The 16008-nt window shown below is 70.4% G+C and carries 15 protein-coding genes; 5 read left to right on the top strand and 10 right to left on the bottom strand.

Going from position 1 to position 16008, the window contains the following annotated elements; genetic code table 11:
- Positions 1-330: 330 nt before the first annotated feature.
- From ACFY0T_RS47740 to ACFY0T_RS47710, 7 genes are all read right to left on the bottom strand, one after another.
- Positions 331-1248: a TIGR03619 family F420-dependent LLM class oxidoreductase gene (locus tag ACFY0T_RS47740; protein WP_388884913.1), complete on the bottom strand. Its 918-nt coding sequence runs from the start codon at positions 1246-1248 to the stop codon at positions 331-333.
- A gap of 10 nt (positions 1249-1258) precedes the next feature.
- Positions 1259-1921 carry an HAD-IA family hydrolase gene (locus ACFY0T_RS47735; protein ID WP_388884911.1) on the bottom strand — a complete coding sequence of 221 codons (663 nt, stop codon included), beginning with the start codon at positions 1919-1921 and terminating at the stop codon, positions 1259-1261.
- Positions 1922-2097: 176 nt separating this feature from the next.
- A complete protein-coding gene (locus ACFY0T_RS47730) occupies positions 2098-2934 on the bottom strand; it encodes a prephenate dehydratase (protein ID WP_388884909.1) in 837 nt (278 codons plus the stop codon).
- Positions 2909-3535, bottom strand: coding sequence for a hypothetical protein (locus ACFY0T_RS47725; protein ID WP_388884907.1), 627 nt, complete (start codon positions 3533-3535; stop codon positions 2909-2911). The genes ACFY0T_RS47730 and ACFY0T_RS47725 overlap by 26 nt, the downstream gene beginning before the upstream one ends.
- 287 nt (positions 3536-3822) lie before the next feature.
- Positions 3823-4431 (bottom strand): NAD(P)-dependent oxidoreductase, encoded by a 609-nt coding sequence (locus ACFY0T_RS47720; RefSeq protein WP_388884905.1) that lies wholly within the window; start codon positions 4429-4431, stop codon positions 3823-3825.
- A 105-nt stretch (positions 4432-4536) separates the two neighbouring features.
- A complete protein-coding gene (locus ACFY0T_RS47715) occupies positions 4537-4836 on the bottom strand; it encodes a WhiB family transcriptional regulator (protein ID WP_388884903.1) in 300 nt (99 codons plus the stop codon).
- A gap of 132 nt (positions 4837-4968) precedes the next feature.
- Positions 4969-5943: a zinc-binding alcohol dehydrogenase gene (locus ACFY0T_RS47710; RefSeq protein ID WP_388884901.1), complete on the bottom strand. Its 975-nt coding sequence runs from the start codon at positions 5941-5943 to the stop codon at positions 4969-4971.
- Positions 5944-6482: 539 nt separating this feature from the next.
- On the opposite strand from ACFY0T_RS47710, the gene ACFY0T_RS47705 reads away from it, so the two are divergent.
- The gene (locus ACFY0T_RS47705) at positions 6483-9224 is read left to right on the top strand and encodes an ATP-binding protein (protein ID WP_388884957.1); all 2742 of its coding nucleotides are present in this window, start codon (positions 6483-6485) and stop codon (positions 9222-9224) included.
- A gap of 8 nt (positions 9225-9232) precedes the next feature.
- On the opposite strand, the gene ACFY0T_RS47700 is transcribed toward ACFY0T_RS47705, so the two are convergent.
- The gene (locus ACFY0T_RS47700) at positions 9233-10048 is read right to left on the bottom strand and encodes an alpha/beta hydrolase (RefSeq protein WP_388884899.1); all 816 of its coding nucleotides are present in this window, start codon (positions 10046-10048) and stop codon (positions 9233-9235) included.
- A 332-nt stretch (positions 10049-10380) separates the two neighbouring features.
- Between ACFY0T_RS47700 and ACFY0T_RS47695 the strand changes: the two genes are divergently transcribed.
- The gene (locus ACFY0T_RS47695) at positions 10381-10851 is read left to right on the top strand and encodes an SsgA family sporulation/cell division regulator (protein ID WP_388884897.1); all 471 of its coding nucleotides are present in this window, start codon (positions 10381-10383) and stop codon (positions 10849-10851) included.
- A gap of 6 nt (positions 10852-10857) precedes the next feature.
- Here ACFY0T_RS47695 and ACFY0T_RS47690 read toward each other — a convergent pair whose 3' ends face one another.
- Both ACFY0T_RS47690 and ACFY0T_RS47685 read right to left on the bottom strand, forming a co-directional pair.
- The gene (locus tag ACFY0T_RS47690; RefSeq protein WP_388884895.1) at positions 10858-11838 is read right to left on the bottom strand and encodes a M28 family peptidase; all 981 of its coding nucleotides are present in this window, start codon (positions 11836-11838) and stop codon (positions 10858-10860) included.
- Between the two features lie 303 nt (positions 11839-12141).
- Complete coding sequence (locus tag ACFY0T_RS47685; RefSeq protein ID WP_388884893.1) at positions 12142-12588, bottom strand: acyl-CoA thioesterase; 447 nt, start codon at positions 12586-12588, stop codon at positions 12142-12144.
- Between the two features lie 256 nt (positions 12589-12844).
- Between ACFY0T_RS47685 and ACFY0T_RS47680 the strand changes: the two genes are divergently transcribed.
- From ACFY0T_RS47680 to ACFY0T_RS47670, 3 genes are all read left to right on the top strand, one after another.
- On the top strand, positions 12845-13528 hold the full coding sequence (locus ACFY0T_RS47680; RefSeq protein ID WP_388884891.1) for a lytic transglycosylase domain-containing protein: 684 nt from the start codon (positions 12845-12847) through the stop codon (positions 13526-13528).
- A 60-nt stretch (positions 13529-13588) separates the two neighbouring features.
- Positions 13589-14605 carry an RNA polymerase sigma factor gene (locus ACFY0T_RS47675; protein WP_388884889.1) on the top strand — a complete coding sequence of 339 codons (1017 nt, stop codon included), beginning with the start codon at positions 13589-13591 and terminating at the stop codon, positions 14603-14605.
- Positions 14606-14691: 86 nt separating this feature from the next.
- A complete protein-coding gene (locus ACFY0T_RS47670; RefSeq protein WP_388884887.1) occupies positions 14692-15594 on the top strand; it encodes an alpha/beta fold hydrolase in 903 nt (300 codons plus the stop codon).
- The last annotated feature ends 414 nt before the right edge of the window (positions 15595-16008 follow it).

The raw sequence follows: 16008 nt of genomic DNA, 5'->3' as shown, positions 1-16008 counted from the left end.
ACAAGGACGCCGCCGCCCACCTCATTCCACGACCTGCCGAGCCGTGTCTGTCTCGGAGGCCTCCCGCTTTTCCTCCGCGTCCCGTGGGCGCGGGGCCGCCGGGGAGGGCGACGGCACGGTACCCGGCAGGTGGACGCGGCGGAGGCGGGGCTGCTCGTTCCCGGCGGTGGAGCGCTTCAAGGTTTCTCCCAACGGTGCGTCTGACGTGCCTCGGCCCCTGGGTGCGGGCGGCGCCGAGGGGTCGAGAGGTCGAAGGGTGAGTGCTCCGGGAAACCAAGAAGGGGGCCGACACATTCCGCTTTCGAGTAAAAACCACGGTACGGCGGCAGTTCAGCCCCGGCGGACCCCTTCGAGGAAACGGCCGGCCAGGTCGACGCGTTCGGCGAGCGTGGCGGGTATCTGGCCGAAGTCCACGAAGAGTTCGTGTACACCCGCCTCGGCGGCGGCCCGCGCATAGTCCACGTACTGGGCGAGGGTGCCCGCTTGTGGCATCCGGTCCGGGGCGGTCTTCGTGTCGGTCAGCTCGGGGTTGACGCGCAGCGCCATACGCAGGGCGGACGGGTCGCGTTCGGCCTGCACCGCCTCCTTCTGGATGACGTCCCACATGCCCATGAGATGGGGCAGCGGCATCGCCGCGGGCAGCCAGCCGCCGAGCCGCCGTCCGATGCGCCGCAGTCCGCCGGAAGTGAATGCCGCGAGCAGCACGGGCGGTCCGGGCCGCTGGCTCGGCTTGAGGCCCACCACGGTCTCCGGGATGGTGAACAGCGGTCCCTCGTGCGCGAAGACGTCGTTGGCCCAGTACTCCTCCACGACGTCCAGGGTCTCGTCGAGCCGTGCGCCGCGGCCCTTCCAGGGCACGGAGACCGCGGTGTACTCGTCGGGCATCCAGCCCAGGCCGAGGCCCACGATCAGCCGCCCCTGGCTGAGGACGTCGAGGGTGGTCAGGGACCGGGCCAGCATGAGCGGCGGCTGCCACAGGCCGTTCAGCGTGCTCGTGCCGAGTCGGACCCGTGTGGTGTGGGCCGCGGCGAAGGTCAGGGCGACCAAGGGGTCCATGTGGTTCTCGTAGGCGCGTGGCATCTCGCCGGTGGAACTCGGGTACGGGGCGGTCGGCACCCGTGGTGCGAGGACGCGGTCGCCGGTCCACAGGGAGTCGTATCCCATGTCCTCCGCGGTACGGCAGACGCGCAGGATGCCCTCCGGGCGGGCGTCGGGGCCGAAGGCCGGCAGGGCCAGGCCGAGTTTCACAAGTGTCTCCTCAAGGGGTGACCCGGTCCGGCTCCTCGTTCATGTCCTCGTCTGTCAACGGGATGCCGAGCAGGGCCTCCAGGGCGGCCACCGTCTTCGCGGGCTCCACGGCGTGGACGGTGGCCAAGCCCAGCTCCGCCGCGGGCGGCAGGTACTGCTCGGTGTCGTCCACGAACACGCACTCCTCGGCCGTCAGGCCGAGTTCCTCCAACATGAGCCGGAAGATCTCCGGTTGGGGCTTGCGCGTGCCGTGGACCTCGGACAGCACCAGGGCGTCGTACAGCTTCTCCACGTCGTAGCCGTCGTACAGGTTCCACGGGGTCAGGCCGACCGAGTTGGAGAGGATGCCGACCTTGATGCCCGCCCGGCGGGCGGCGGCGGCCGCGGCGATCATCGAGGGCTCAGGGCGCAGGTCGGCGAAGATACGGCCCATCAGGTTGTCCGGCGAGATGCCGAGTCGTCCGGCCGCCGCCTCGTTCCATTGGGTCTGCGTGAGTGTGCCGCGCTCCAGTTCCTCGGTCAGCCGGATCCCTTCGGGGTCCAGGTAGAGGCCGGTGAGCAGGGTTCCCTCGGCGAGTCCGTCGCGTCGTTCGAAGGCGAGCGCGGCGGGCAGCAGAGGTGTTGTCAGCACACCACCGAAGTCGAGGACGAGGCCCTTGCGGTGCTGAGTCATACTCACACCTTAGGAGGTTGGCCACGGGCCGCTCTCCACCAGGTCATGTCTCTCGGCGGGTGTCGACGGCCAGGCACATGTGTCGGGTGTGAACCTTCGGGGCGGGCAGCTACGCCGTCCCGGTGAGGGGTTCACCGACGCCCATGGCGACGGCGGCGGGGAAACCCGTCCCGTCGTCAGCTCTCCGCGCGGTGCGGGTGCGCCGGGTACACGCCCAGGATGCGTACCTCGGAGGAGAAGAAGCGCAGTTCGTGCAGGGCGAGGGCGACGCGCTCGTCGTCGGGGTGGCCCTCGATCTCGACGTAGAAGCGGCTGGCGTTGAGCCCGGCGCCGATCTGGTAGCTCTCGATCTTGGTGAGGTTCACGCCGCTGCTGGCGAAGCCGCCGAGCGCCTTGTACAGCGCGCTGGGGATGTTGCGCACGCAGAAGAACAGGCTCGTCATCGTCGGCTCCCCGGTGTGCGGGGCCAGGGCGGCGTCCCGGGAGAGGACGACGAACCGTGTGGTGTTGTCCGGGTCGTCCTCGACCTCGGGGCGCAGCACGTCGAGGCCGTAGAGCTCGGCCGCGGCGGGCGGGGCGAGCGCGGCGTGCCGCGGGTCACCGAGCTCGGCCACCTCGCGGGCGGCTCCCGCCGTGTCGTCACTGACGAGGGTGCGCCAGCCGCCCTCCCGCAGGATCTTGCGGCACTGTCCCAGCGCGTGCACGTGGCTGCGTACGCACTCCACCTGGTCCACGGTCGCGCCGGGCACGCCCATCAGGTCGAAGCGGATGGCGAGGAAGTACTCGGCGACGATGAACAGCCCCGACTCCGGCAGCAGATGGTGTACGTCGGCGACGCGTCCGGCCGCGGAGTTGTCGACCGGGATCACGGCGACGTCGGCGGCGCCGAGCGTCACGGCGTCCAGAGCCTGTTCGAAGCTCGTGCATGGCAGTTCGCGGCCCTCGGGGAACAGGGCACGCGCGGCGGTCGCCGAGTTGGATCCGGGTTCACCCTGATATGCGGCGGTCGTCACCGTGTTCAGCCTTCCTCGAGGAGGTCCTGTCGCGGGGCAGCAGAAGCTCCGTCGTGTAGCGCGCCTGCTGAAGTGTCGGTGAACCGGCTTCGATCAGGCTCACCAGGGGGTGCCGGCCGCCGCTCCAGTCTGCCGTCAGCGCGTGTTCGTACGCCGCGGCGACCACATGCTGGACGGCCCTCCCGGCTCGTGGGACGTGCGCGGCGAGCCGCTTCTCGGTGGCTGCTGGCAGGCCCTGCCGGGCGGAGGGGGTGTCCCGCAGGGTTGCGGTCAGGCTCAGCCGCTCGTCGTGCAGGACTGCGGCGACGTCGGCGGCCGCGGCGGCGTACGGTGCCGGTACATGAGGGGTACTGGCTGCCCCGCCCGCATACGGGGCGGCCAGTACGTCCGTGATACGGCGGGCCGTGCCCAGGGCCAGGGCGGTGACCGCCGTCCAGAGGAACGCCGCGTCGCCGGCGCGCAGCGGTGCGCCCGACGAGTGCGTGGCGAAGCCGGCGGGGACATACATGTCATCAAGGCGGATCACGGTCCCAGTCCCGCTTTCCTCGGGCAGCGCCTTCGAGGCGACGACGAAGAGGTCGGGTTCGCCGGTCCCCGTCACGGGGAGCGGCAGGGTCAGCCAGGGCCCGGTTTCCTCGTACGGGGGAAGGTGCCACAGTCCGCAAAGCGTGAAGCCGCCGGGGGTCGGTCGGGCGGTCGCTCCCGGGAAGTTTGGTGTGGCACACGGCGGCCGGCAGGGGCGCGGCCCAGTTCCAGGTGCCCGTCAGGGTCTGCCAGGCCCCGGCCGGGTCGGTGTGCCCTGCCGACTCGAAGGTGGCGAACACCTGCGCGAGGCGGGTGTGGGGTCCGAGCAGCTGTGGGTGGTCGCCGTAGGTGGGTGTCGTGGGCCTAGGCAGCCTGCTCGCCTCCTTCGGCCGGGGTTGTCGTGACGACGACGTTGTGCAGTTCCTCGCCGCGCTCGTAGCGGTGCAGCTGCCGTCGTAGGAAATCCGTGGTCAGCGTGGGGAAGGCATCGGTGAACGCCGCCACGTGCGGGGTGATGAGCGCGCCGGGCAGGCTCCACAGGGGGTGTCCGGCGGGCAGGGGTTCGGGGTCGGTGACGTCGAGTGCGACGCGCAGCCGTCCTTCCCGTACCTCCCGGACCACCGCTCGGGTGTCGACGAGTTCGCCGCGGGCGACGTTGACGAGAAGGGCGCCGTCCTTCAGCAGAGCCAGGGCGTCCGCGCCGAACATGCCGCGCGTGCCGTCGGTCAGCGGCGCGCACAGCACCACGGCGTCCACCGTGGGCAGCAGTGCGGGCAGCTTTGCCGCCCCGTGCACCCGGCCGGCGCAGGACGCGTTCGGCACCGGGCGCCGGGATGCCGACGAGGAAGCGGACGTGTGCGGGGTCGCCGGGCAGCGGGCCGGTTCCGTCCCAGTAGGCGTAGGAGAGCCGTCAGGCAGGCCGGGGATCTTGTTTCGGTGGTAGGGGAGCCAGACGGTCGCGCCGTCCTTCATCGTGCATCAGCTTCTTCCCGCTCTGGTGTCACACACCTTTGGGACGTGTGTGACACGGGCCGTGGTTCACGTGAGCCGCGCCACTGGCATGTGTGAACCGGTTGTTCAGGCGCTGCGGCCCCCGGCCGGCCGGGGAAGGCTGATCAGCGCGGCGTCCTCGCGGGCCGTCCGGAAGATCTCCGCCCACGACGTCACGGCCGGACGCCGGCGCAGCAGCGCGCGGCGCTCCCGCTCAGTCATCGCGCCCCACACGCCGTACTCCTCGCGGTGGTCGAGGGCGTGGGCGAGGCAGTCGAGCCGCACCGGGCAGTTAAGGCACAGGGTCTTGGCCTCGTTCTGGGCGGTGCCTTCGACGAACATCCGGTCCGGCTGCGTCCGGCACAACGCTCGGTCGGCCCAGTCCATGTCATCTCGCTCCCCAGCGGGCGCCCATCGGGCCCGCCTTTGCGTCCGTACACATGTACAGGTAGATACGTGTGAGCCTAGCTCACATGTGTCTGAGTCGCCGCGCCGGACGGGGGGCTGCGTACGACCGGTTCAGTTCGCGTACCGGATGCGGTGGCACAACGCGGGGATGTCGCCCGCGGCCAGGCCCGGCATCACTTCGGGGAGTTCCTCGAACCGGCTCTCGCCGGTGATCAGGGCGTCCAGCGCCGGATCGGCGGGGAGTTCGAGGGCGAGCGCGAGCCGGTCGGCGTAGGTACGGTCGGCGCGGGCCGGGGAGACGGTTCCGACCTGGCTGCTGCGCAGGGTGAGGCGGCGGGAGTGGAAGCCCTCGCCGAGCGGAAGGGTGATGCGCCGGTCGCCGTACCAGCTCAGGTCGACCACCGTGCCCTCGGCCCGGAGCAGTTCCAGGGAGCGGGCGAGACCCTGTTCGGTGGCGCTGGCATGCACGACCAGGTCGCATCCGCCGTGTGCGTCGCCCGGGGCGGCGAACTCCATGCCGAGCGCGGCGGCGGTGCGCTCCCGTGCGGGGTCGGTGTCCACCAACTGCACCCGCACACCGGGGAACCGGGCGAGCAGGGCCGCCACCGAGCAGCCGACCATGCCGCCGCCGACCACGGCGATCCGGTCGCCGACCAGGGGCGCGGCATCCCACAGGGCGTTCACGGCGGTCTCGACGGTACCGGCGAGGATCGCGCGTTCGGCGGGCACGAAGTCCGGTACGACGGTGACGGCGGCGGCCGGGACGACGTACCGCGTCTGATGCGGGTACAGGCAGAACACCGGCCGTCCGGTCAGGTGCGCGGGGCCTTCCTCCACGACGCCGACGTTGAGGTAGCCGTACTTCACCGGGCCGGGGAAGTCGCCGTCCTGGAACGGCGCCCGCATCACGTCCCACTGGCTGCGGGGTACCTGGCCGTGGAACACCAGCGTCTCGGTGCCGCGGCTGATCCCCGACCACAGCGTGCGCACCAGGATCTCACCGTCGCCCGGCTCGGAAAGCGGTAGGTCACGGATCTCTCCGTGGCCCGGTGAGCGCAGCCAGAACGCGCGGGCCGAGTGGCTCATGTCGGTGGTCCTCCTCGTGGTCCGGGGCCGTCGCACCGCCGAAACATGTCTCGTGGGAGAAGGTACACACCCGCTCCCTGTGAGGTGCCGGTGTGGTCCGGATACCTGTCGGTCGTGGGGCTATCCCTACAGACGACACCTCCGGGTGTGGGGCCAGCCGTACAACAAGAACTTTTTCGGCCATACCGGATGACGGAGTCCCACGTGCCCTCTAGTCTTCTGCGTGAGGTGTGAAGGGCGGACGGTCGGACGTATCACGGGCACGGCCGCTCGCTGTCGCGGTGATCGCACCGAGGGCGCCGGGCCTCCACCGGCCGCGCTGTCCCCTGCGCAGCCGTCCGACAACGGTTTGCGGGCACGCACCGCCCTCGAGTCCGGGCGGCCGGCCGCGGGGACACCTGCCACCACGGCGGGGAGGGACAACGACGTACCCTCACACATGTTTTGGCGTGATCCATGCGCCTGGATGCGAGAGCGTTCGGGCCGGGCTGGTTCATCGGGGAAGGGAGTGGGGGACGGTGGAGTCAGTGGTCGGGGCGATGGTCGGACGCGACAGCGAGGGGGAGGTGCTGTCCGCGTTCGTGGCGGCGTCCGGGGGCAGGGCGCTCGTGCTGCGGGGTGACTCGGGTGTGGGCAAGAGCGCGCTGCTGGGGCATGTGTCGCAGCTCGCGGCGTCCCAGCAGCACAGGGTGATCCGGGCGGCCGGAGTGGAGGCCGAGTCGGAGCTCCCCTTCGCCGGTCTGCACCAGTTCCTGTATCCACTGCTGTCCTACATCGACCGGCTGGACGAGGTCCACCGCAAGGTCTTCGACGCCGTCTTCGGCAGGAGCGAGGGCACTGCCCCGTCGGTCATGACCCTCGGCATCGCCGTCCTCGACCTGCTCGCCCTGGCCGCCTCGCAGCATCCGCTGCTGCTGGTGCTCGACGACGGCCAGTGGCTGGACGCCTCCAGCACCGAGGTGATCGGTTTCGTGGGGCGTCGGCTCACCGGCAGCTCGGTGAAGCTCGTCGTCGTCCTGCGGGCCGGTGTGCCCTCGGGCTTCGACACCGCCGCGCTGCCGGAGCTGGCAGTGACGACACTGTCGGAGAAGGCCTCCGAACAGATGCTGGACATGCACCACCCCGAGCTCGCCGCCCACGTCCGCCACCTGGTCCTTAGGGAAGCTCAGGGCAATCCGCTGGCCCTGCTGGAACTGCCTTCGTATGTGCGTGGCAACCGGACGGGGCGCGCACCCGAGGAGTCCTTCGGATACACCGGCATCCCCCTGCCGCAACGCCTGCAACAGGTATACGGCGCCCGGATCAAGGCCCTGGGCGACGCCGTCCGCGCGGAGCTGCTGCGCGGTGCCCTGGACGGCGTCGGGGCCGGTACGGCGGCCGGTCAGGCGAGGGGCGGGCGCTATCGCATGCGGGACGCCGAGGAGGCGGTGACGGCCGGGCTGCTGGAGGTCGATCCGCTGAGCGGTGACTTCGTCTTCCGGCACCCGCTGGTGCGTTCGTCGGTGGTGCAGACGGCGACTCCGAACGAGCGGCGTGCGGCGCATGCCGTACTCGCCGATGTGCACCGTGACGACGTCGAACGCCGGGCCACGCATCTGGCGGCCTCGACCATCGACCCGGACGAGGAGGTCGCCGCTGCCCTGGAAGCGGCGGCCGAGTCCGCGACCCGGCGCGGCGGCGCGGTGGCCGCCGTGGCCTGGCTGACCCGCGCCGCCGAACTGAGCGAGAGCCGCGAGAACCGGTCCCGCAGGCTGGGCAGCGCGGCCTACATCGCCGGGCACTCGGGCCGGTTGGACCAGGCACGGCAGCTGGTCCGCGAGGGAGCCGGCGCGGACACCGACGGCTCCCCGGACTCGGTGGTCGCGTCGGGCTATGTCGCCTTCTTCGAAGACGGGGACATCCGGTCCTCGCAGCGCCAGGTCTTCGCGGCGATCGAGAGCATGCGCGACCGCGGGGTCCGGGGGCCGGACGAGGTGCTCACGCGGCTGATCGATCTGCTGCTGGCCATCAGCCAGTACGGCAGTGACGAGGCGTGGTGGCTGCGGGTCCACGAGCTGTTGGACGGCCTGGGCGACGCGGTGCCCTCGCATTCGCGCATCTACCAGGACGCGTGGGGTGACGTGGTCCTGCGCGGCGCCGGGGTGCACGAGCGGCTGGAGCGGGCCTTCGCCGACCTGCACTCGCTGGAGCCGTGGGACGTCACACGGCTGGCTGTCGCCGCCTATCACGTGGACACGCTCAGCCAGTACCGGCCGTATCTGCAGCGCACGGTGGACCGCGAGATCGAGACGGGCGCCGTGGCCGACGCCATGACCATGCTGCATCTGATCATGCTGGACCAGATCGCGGTGGGTGAGTGGGACGAGGCCGAGCGGACCGGGCAGCGGTGCCTGGAGCTGACGACCACACACAATCACGCGCTGTTCGTCCACCACACACATGCCTATCTGGGGTTGTTGGCGGCGTTGCGGGGCCAGGTCGAGCCCGCCCGGGAACTCCAGGCCACCGTCGATGCCTGGGCCCGCCCCCGCGGCATCGGCTTCCTCACCCAGATCACCGACACCATCGGCACCACCGCCGCCCTCACCGAAGGTGACTACGAAGCCGCCTACCTCCACGCCATCGGCATCACACCCCCCGGCACCTTCCACCCCTACGCCCACCAAGCCCCCCGCACCCTCCTCGACCTCGTCGAAGCAGCCCTCCACACCGGCCGCACCCAACAAGCCCACCAACACGCCCAAGCCGCCCACCACGCCGGCCTCCCCCACATCTCCCCCCGCCTCGCGCTGACCACCTACGGCGCCCTCGCCATGACCACCCCCGACCCCACCCAAGCCGACCACTACTACCACCAAGCCCAAACCCACCCCCACGCCCACCACTTCCCCTACGAACTCGCCCGCATCCACCTCGCCCACGGCATCCGCCAACGCCACACCCACGGCCCCAAAACCGCCCGGCACTCACTCACCCTCGCCGCCCAGACCTTCCAACGCCTCGGCGCGGCCACCTGGGCCGAACGCGCCCACGCCGAACTGCGCGTCTCCGGCCTCGCCACCCGCGCGACCACTCAACTCGCCGAACTCACCTGGCAGGAACGCCGCATCGCCAACCTCGCCGCGAGCGGCCTGACCAACAAAGAGATCGGCGAACGCATGCACCTGTCGCCGAGAACGGTCAGCTCACACCTGTACCGCGTCTTCCCCAAGCTCGGCATCACCTCACGCGCCGCCCTGCGCGACGCACTGGGCAAGGTTCCCGACGACCAGAACGTGTGAGTGGGTTCCTAAAGGGGGTGTGCCCGCAGGCCGCGTTCGTCGAGCCAGCCGAGCACGTAGTCCGCGACGTATCTCCATCCGTTGTCGATGATCAGTGAGTGCGCACGGTCCGCGAACTGCTTCAGGTCGGTCACGGCCAGAGAGTCGCCGTACTGCTTGTACGCCGCGCGCGTGACGGCGTCGGGCACCAGCAGATCCTCCTGTCCCGAGATCAGCAGGAGCGGGCCGCGGTCCGCGTTGCCGACGTCCGCCACGGCGCGCGGGCTGCGCGCCGAGCCCGCGCACCCGAGGTCGGCGAGCAGCCGTCGGGGCGTCGGCACCACATAGCGTTCGAAGAGCCGGGCGGACTCCTGCGCGGTGACCGTGTTCGCGAAGAAGCGGTGGAACTGCTCCGAGGACAGAGACACCAAGGGATCGGACACCGAGGGATCGCCGTCGTCCGCCTGGCCGGGGAGCCACAGCCCGGTCGGCGGGGCGGGCACCGCGATGTCGTTGACCGGGGCGGGGGCGATGGCCACCGCGGCCTGGCCGATGTTGGCGCCAATGAGGTGCTGGGCAATGAGTCCGCCGACCGAGTGGCCGATGACCACCGGCGCAATATCGAACGATTCTACGATTTTGGCGTAGTGGTCCGTCAGCAGGTCCAGGCCGACGTCGGTGAGCTTGTCGGAGGACTTCCGCATCTCCCCCACGGTGAGCAGTTCCCCCGGCCAGCCCGGCGTTAGGGCGAGAAAGCCCCGGCTCGCGAAACGCTCCGCCCACGACTCCCAGGACAGCGCGTGCAGCCACGCGCCATGGATGAAGACGACGGGTGTACGGTTCACGGCTGCTTCCTCCGAGCACGACGACCACCCGGCACCGGCACACGGGCGACCGTTTCAGGATCGTTCAGGCGCAGGTCAGGGGCGACAGTCGAATGACTTAATGTTCATGGCCCGGGGCGTCTGGCAGAGCCGGACAGCCCGGGGCGGGGCGCCCGGCCAGGCCGCCATCAAGTGGACACGGCTCCGTCTGGAGTAGCGCCCGAGGACCGCCCGGCACCGCGCTCGGCGCCGAAGTCGGTGAAGTTGGCCGGTCAAGTTACTTATGTACGTCGCTCCTACGGCGACGACAGTGGATCGGGCCAGCTTCTGCCACAGAGAGGGATCCACTCGTCATGAGCGGCAACCAACCAGATCGACAGGCCCGCCGAATCGCCTCGGACGGTCGCCCTGAGCTGGTCCTGGACATCGAGCGCGTGCTGGACCTCGCCACCCGGCAGGCCGTCCGGGCGAAGTTCCGGTTCGACCCGGATGCTCCCTGGGTCGTGTCCGTGGAGCTGGCCATCGAAGGCGGCCCACGCGTCCTGTGGCGGATCGGCCGCGATCTTCTCCACCAAGGGCTCTCCTCAGTGAGCGGTCTCGGTGACGTCCGGATCTGGCCGTCACACTCCGCGGACCGTGCCACCGCGCGGCTGCAGCTGACCTCCCGGGACACGGCGGCCCTGTTCGAGCTGTCCGTACCGCCGCTGGCGGAGTGGCTGGCTTACACGTATGAGCTGGTGCCCGCCGGTGACGAGCTCAGCGAGATCGACTGGAACGCCGCGACCGCGGGTCTGCTCCAGGGGCCGCGGGCCCACTGCGACTGATCGCGTTCAGCGCCGGCGCCTGGAGCGTGTCATGCGTCCGGCCTCGGGCCACGACGCGGCGGTCAGGGCGGTGGCCTCGGTGACAGCGGTCAGGCGGTCGTAGTCGAGGGTCCTCGGCACGTCCGTCGACCGGTGGTAGTGCGGATTGCGGGAGTTCGCGGTGTCCGTGAGCATCAGCGCGGGAATCCCACGGTTCCAGAACGGGGCCTGGTCGCTGCGTCCCAGGTGGTTGGCGGGTGGTACGGCCAGCCCGATGAGCAGTCCGAGCAGGCCGTCGGGCCGTGGGTCCCGCAGCAGCAGGGCCGGGAGCGACGGGGAGGCCGCCGCGGCGGCCCGCTGCCATGTCCGCGCCGCCGCGGTCGAGGAGCGCCGGTGCACCACGAGGGTGAAGTCACCTCGGTGGCCGCCCGCCCGCACCGCGGCGGACGCCTCGGGGAACACTCGCTCGAAGCCGACGGGCAGTTTCTGCGTGCCGGCGGCGTCCGCGAAGTAGCCGACGGACTCTAGGCAGATCATTCCCCGTACGCCGCCGTCCCGGCCCAGTTCGCGGGCTGCCTGACGGGCCCCGATCAGTCCGAGTTCCTCCATGTCGAACACGGCCAGGACGACGCGCGCAGGCACGGGCGCCTCGGCCAGCAGGCGGGCCGTCTCCAGGAGAACTGCCACGCCGGAGGCGTTGTCGTCGGCGCCCGGACTGCCGCTGACGCTGTCCAGATGGGCGCCGACCACCACGCCCGGGCCGGTGCCGGTCCCGGGCAGCGAGGCGATGAGGTTCGCTCCGCGCAGGCGCCGGTGGAGGCGTGGTTTGAGGGCGAGCGTGCGGTGGCCGTGCCGGTCGGTCGAACCGATCTGCCAGCGCACGTCGAACGGCCGCCGCTCCACCAGCCAGCCCGCGGCGGTCAGTTCGTCATGGACGTACGCCTCGGCGCGCTCCATGCCCGAAGGCGCGCGCAGCCGACTGCGCGGCTCGGCGGCGAGGAACTCCACGTGCCGACGCTGTCGGGCGGTGTCCGGGAGTGGTGCCGCGAGCGGTGCTGAACCAGGCGTCGTCGGGTCGTTCGTCAGCGGTACTCCGGTCTGCGTGAGGTCGTAGGGGACAAACAGTGTGGAAACAAGCCGTCGAGGCCGATTGCCTCTCTTCCCTGTGAACCTGTCGTGCCCTCGGCCTCGTTGCCCCAGAGAAGAACTCCTGCGCCAGGGTGTTCATTGGCTGGCCTGGGCGCAGGACGGGGTGGTGATCCTCCTGCTCTTCCCCGACATGAGGGCGGCCGCCCCACCCACAGCGGATCGTCAGGACCTGGAGGTGAGGTTCTGGCAGTCGGGGGTGCGGGCGGATTCGAGGAGGGCCCGCAGGTCGGCCGGGGGTGCGATGATCTTGCGGGCGTCGAGGTCGATCCAGGCGCCCAAGGTGCGCACCTCGGCGGCCCTTTCACCGTTCTGGCGCGTCAGGATGTGCTCGAACCGCCAGCGTGATCCGTCCTCGCTCAGCCCGATGACGCGGGTCGCCACGGTGACCACTTCGGCCGGGAAGACCTCGCGCAGATAGCGGACCTCGTCACCGAGCGACACGGGGGCGAGACCTGCCTGGTGTACGACCCGTGGGCTCCAGCCCGCCTCCATCAGGAGCCCGAGCCTGGCCGAGGCGGCGTACTCCAGGTATCTCGTGTTGCGCAGATGGCCGTTGGCGTCCACGTCGTCCCAACGGACTTCGAAGGATTTCGTGAATACCTTGGACATGTCAGAGGACCAGCCTTTCCGCGTCACGGCCGCCGACCGAGGTGGGTGGGGCCTGTCCGTACACGTGTCGAGCCGGTCGGAAGGTTCAGTCTTTTGGGCCGCTCGGCCGATATCAGGCGTGTGAGCATTCACACCTGCTCAAACGTTTGCGCGGCCTGCCCGAGGACGACAGAGTGTTCCAACTGCCAGGCCGGGCAGACGAGTCTGTCCGCCACAGTCGCGGTACTCCCCCACGGACGCATCGGAAGGAAAACGCGTGAGCCTCATGTCGGTCCGGGGATTCGCAGTGGCCTCCGCCACCGCGGTCACCGCTGTCGGAAGCGTCGTCGGCGTCGCCTCGGGCAGCGCTGCGCAGACGAGCGATGCTGAGGCGGCAGCAGCCGATTCGACGCTCCTCGCGGACATACCCGCGGGCTGGCAGGCCCAGGTGCAGACTGCGTCCCTGACGCAGCAGGCCAACGTCCAGGCCATCCAGGCCGACGCGAGTGCCAAGAAGGGCGCCGAGGAATCGGCTCGCAAGGCGGCCGCCAAGTCGGCGATCGAGAAGAAGGAAGCCGCTGAAAAGGCCGCGCAGGAAGCCAAGGAGCGTGCCGAGGCCAAGGCAGCGGCCTCCCGGGACTCCTCCAGCTTCCCCGTGCAGAGCTCCTACACCGTCGCGCAGATCCAGGAGATGGCGGCTCAGATGGTGCCGAGCGGCCAGTTCCAGTGCTTCAGCAACATCGTGGACCACGAGTCCAGCTGGAACTACCAGGCCGTCAACGCCTCCTCCGGCGCCTACGGCCTCTTCCAGGCGCTGCCCGGCTCCAAGTTGTCCTCGGCCGGTGCCGACTGGCAGACCAACCCGGCCACCCAGATCAAGTGGGGCCTCAACTACATGAACGGTGTGTACGGAAGCCCGTGCGAGGCGTGGGCGTTCTGGCAGGCCAACCACTGGTACTGAGCCCCGGTCCCGCGCAGCGGTTGGGGTCGAAGACACGTGTCGTGGCCGGGAGGACAAGGTATGAACGGGATACCCGCAGACGCCGGGCTGGCGGAGGACGCGGCTCTGACCCGGGCGGCGCAGTCGGGCGACGTGTCGGCGCTGGCCCTGCTGCTGGAGCGGCACCGGCCCGGCATGCGTGCGGTGGCGCTCAGTCTGCTGGGGCCGGGCCCGGACGTGGACGACGTCATGCAGGAGGCGGCGCTGGTGGCACTGCGCCGGATCGTGGACGTCCGCGATCCGCAAGCCGTGGGGCCCTGGCTGCGCATGGTCGTACGCAACTGCTGCCGCACACTGCTGCGGGCCGCCCGGCGGGTCGAGCCCATGGAGGCGGTCCCCCTGCCTGCTTCCGGCGCCACGCCCGAACAGGTCCTGCTGAGCCATGCGTTGCGGGACTGGGTGTGGGAGGCCGTCGAGGCGTTGTCGCCGACGCTGCGTCTGCCGCTCGTCCTGCGGTACTTCTCCACTGGGGTCACCTCCTACCAGCAGATCGCCGAGGCCTGCGCGGTTCCGGTGAGCACGGTGCGCAGCCGGCTGAGCCAGGCGCGCGGCGCCCTCGCTCAGGCCCTCACCGCCACCGCGGCCTCGGCCCACGACGACGTGTCACGTCGTACCGAAGCCAGTTGGCAGGAGGCGCGCGAGACGCTCGCGGCCGCCGAGCGCGGCGAGTTCGACAAGGTCGTCAAGGACCGCTACTCCCCCGAGGTCTCGCTGCTGGCCGGAGGCCAACGGCTCGGCGGCGCCGGCCTCTTGCTGGCGGGGATGGACGGGGATCTCTCGGCGGGGGTGCGCCAGCGTCCGTTGCACGTCGTGGCCGGGCGGTCGCTGGTCGTCTGGGAGATGGAGCTGGTCAGCCCGCCCGACGACCCGGATCACTGCCCGCCCGGTGTCGCCTGGATCATGTCGCTGGACGGCGGCCGCTTCGACCGGGTCTCCCTCTACCATGCGGCACGCCCGAAGCCGACGCCTGCGCCTGCGCCTGCGCCTGCGCCTGCCGCGGCTGAGTCCCGGGGCGAGCTCCACACCCCGCCAACATGACCCAGATCACATTACGGCGATAAAACTTCTCGGATTCCGGAGCGTCTTGTCGGTGTCACTGCCCCTGCGGACCTACGGAGATCCCGATGAGAACATCCACCGCCCACACCGACCCTCTCGCCCCCGGCACCCATTCCTACCGGACGGGCGGAATCGTCCAGCGCTATCACGTCCACGGCCGCGGCCCGGTGTGCGTGGCGCACTCCGGTGGTCCCGGCATCATCTACGACTACCTGCGCATGCCCGCCCTCGAAGAGCACCTGACGATGGTCTACGTCGAACCCGTCGGCACCGCCGAGGACAGCCGGCTGCCCTCACATCCGCACGGCTACACCCGCGAGCGCTACAGCCGCTTCCTCCAGGTACTGATCAACCGGCTCGGCGTGTCCAAGGTGCATCTGCTGGGGCATTCGCACGGCGCCTTCGTGGCCGCCTATCACGCCCTGCACCGCCCCGAGCAGGTGGCGGGCGTCGTGCTGTACGAAGGCGCCCCCGTCACCGGAGCCGAGCACGGCGCCGAGGCGAGCCGCATGGTGGAGGCGTTCGTCGCCAAGCACGCGGGCCACCCCGGACTGCCCGGTGTCCTGGCCGCGTTCGGTGCCATGGCCGACATCTCCAGCGACGAGCAGACCCTGGCGGTCGCACGGGGCGTGCTGCCCTCCTACTTCGCCGACTACTGGGGCAACGAGGAGCGGCTGGCCCCCTTCCGTGACGCGGTCCGGGCGACCTACATCTCGGGCTTGGACGAGGACCTCGTCCCCGAAGTCATCGACGATCGCGCCGCCCTCAAGGGGCTGGAGCCGCCCGCGCTGGTGATCGTGGGCCGTCACGATGTGATCTGCGGGCCCCGCTGGGCCTTCGAACTGGACGAGCTGATCCCCGACTCACAGTTGCTGGTGCTGGAGAACAGCGGGCACATGGGGCACGTCGAGGAGCCCGAGGTGTTCGCGGCAGCGGTCCGTGACTTCGTCCTGCGGACCCGGGCGTAGGGCACAACAGAGATCGCGTGCGTCGGCCTGCTTCGGGCCGACGCACGCGAACCCCGTGCGTGGGACAGTCCGTCGTAGTAGTGGAGGGCTGTCTGCACGCTCAGGATGCCAAAGCCTGTGAAGTGCCTTGCGCCGGAAGCCGATCGGAAAAGCGGTCAGGGCGCGGACGCCACGGCCATCGAGCGATATCTGTCCCGGGGACACACCCAGGTGAGCGGACGGTGCTACACAACGAGGAAAAGCTGCGGGTCTACAGCGAGGCGTGGAACCGCGCGACCGAGAACGCTGAAGTCAGCGAGAGCGGTTGAGCCAGGACAGGACACAACTTTCGGCGCTCCTAGCGGAGTACAGCCCGGAGCCCACTGCTGGCCTCCGGAACGCTGCCTGTGCGCAGGACAGCGACCAGTGAGCGGG

Source organism: Streptomyces sp. NPDC001530, assembly GCF_042894545.1.
Classification (GTDB): Bacteria; Actinomycetota; Actinomycetes; order Streptomycetales; family Streptomycetaceae; genus Streptomyces.
The sequence above is the reverse complement of the archived record's forward strand: the minus strand, read 5'-3'. Positions and strand labels throughout refer to the sequence as shown.

What these genes read in the sequence shown, in the direction of transcription:
- ACFY0T_RS47735 (WP_388884911.1), bottom strand. Translation starts at nt 1,921, where the DNA reads ATGACTCAGCACCGCAAGGGCCTCGTCCTCGACTTCGGTGGTGTGCTG.
- ACFY0T_RS47720 (WP_388884905.1), bottom strand. Translation starts at nt 4,431, where the DNA reads ATGAAGGACGGCGCGACCGTCTGGCTCCCCTACCACCGAAACAAGATC.
- ACFY0T_RS47715 (WP_388884903.1), bottom strand. Translation starts at nt 4,836, where the DNA reads ATGGACTGGGCCGACCGAGCGTTGTGCCGGACGCAGCCGGACCGGATG.
- ACFY0T_RS47710 (WP_388884901.1), bottom strand. Translation starts at nt 5,943, where the DNA reads ATGAGCCACTCGGCCCGCGCGTTCTGGCTGCGCTCACCGGGCCACGGA.
- ACFY0T_RS47705 (WP_388884957.1), top strand. Translation starts at nt 6,483, where the DNA reads ATGGTCGGACGCGACAGCGAGGGGGAGGTGCTGTCCGCGTTCGTGGCG.
- ACFY0T_RS47695 (WP_388884897.1), top strand. Translation starts at nt 10,381, where the DNA reads ATGAGCGGCAACCAACCAGATCGACAGGCCCGCCGAATCGCCTCGGAC.
- ACFY0T_RS47685 (WP_388884893.1), bottom strand. Translation starts at nt 12,588, where the DNA reads ATGTCCAAGGTATTCACGAAATCCTTCGAAGTCCGTTGGGACGACGTG.
- ACFY0T_RS47675 (WP_388884889.1), top strand. Translation starts at nt 13,589, where the DNA reads ATGAACGGGATACCCGCAGACGCCGGGCTGGCGGAGGACGCGGCTCTG.
- ACFY0T_RS47670 (WP_388884887.1), top strand. Translation starts at nt 14,692, where the DNA reads ATGAGAACATCCACCGCCCACACCGACCCTCTCGCCCCCGGCACCCAT.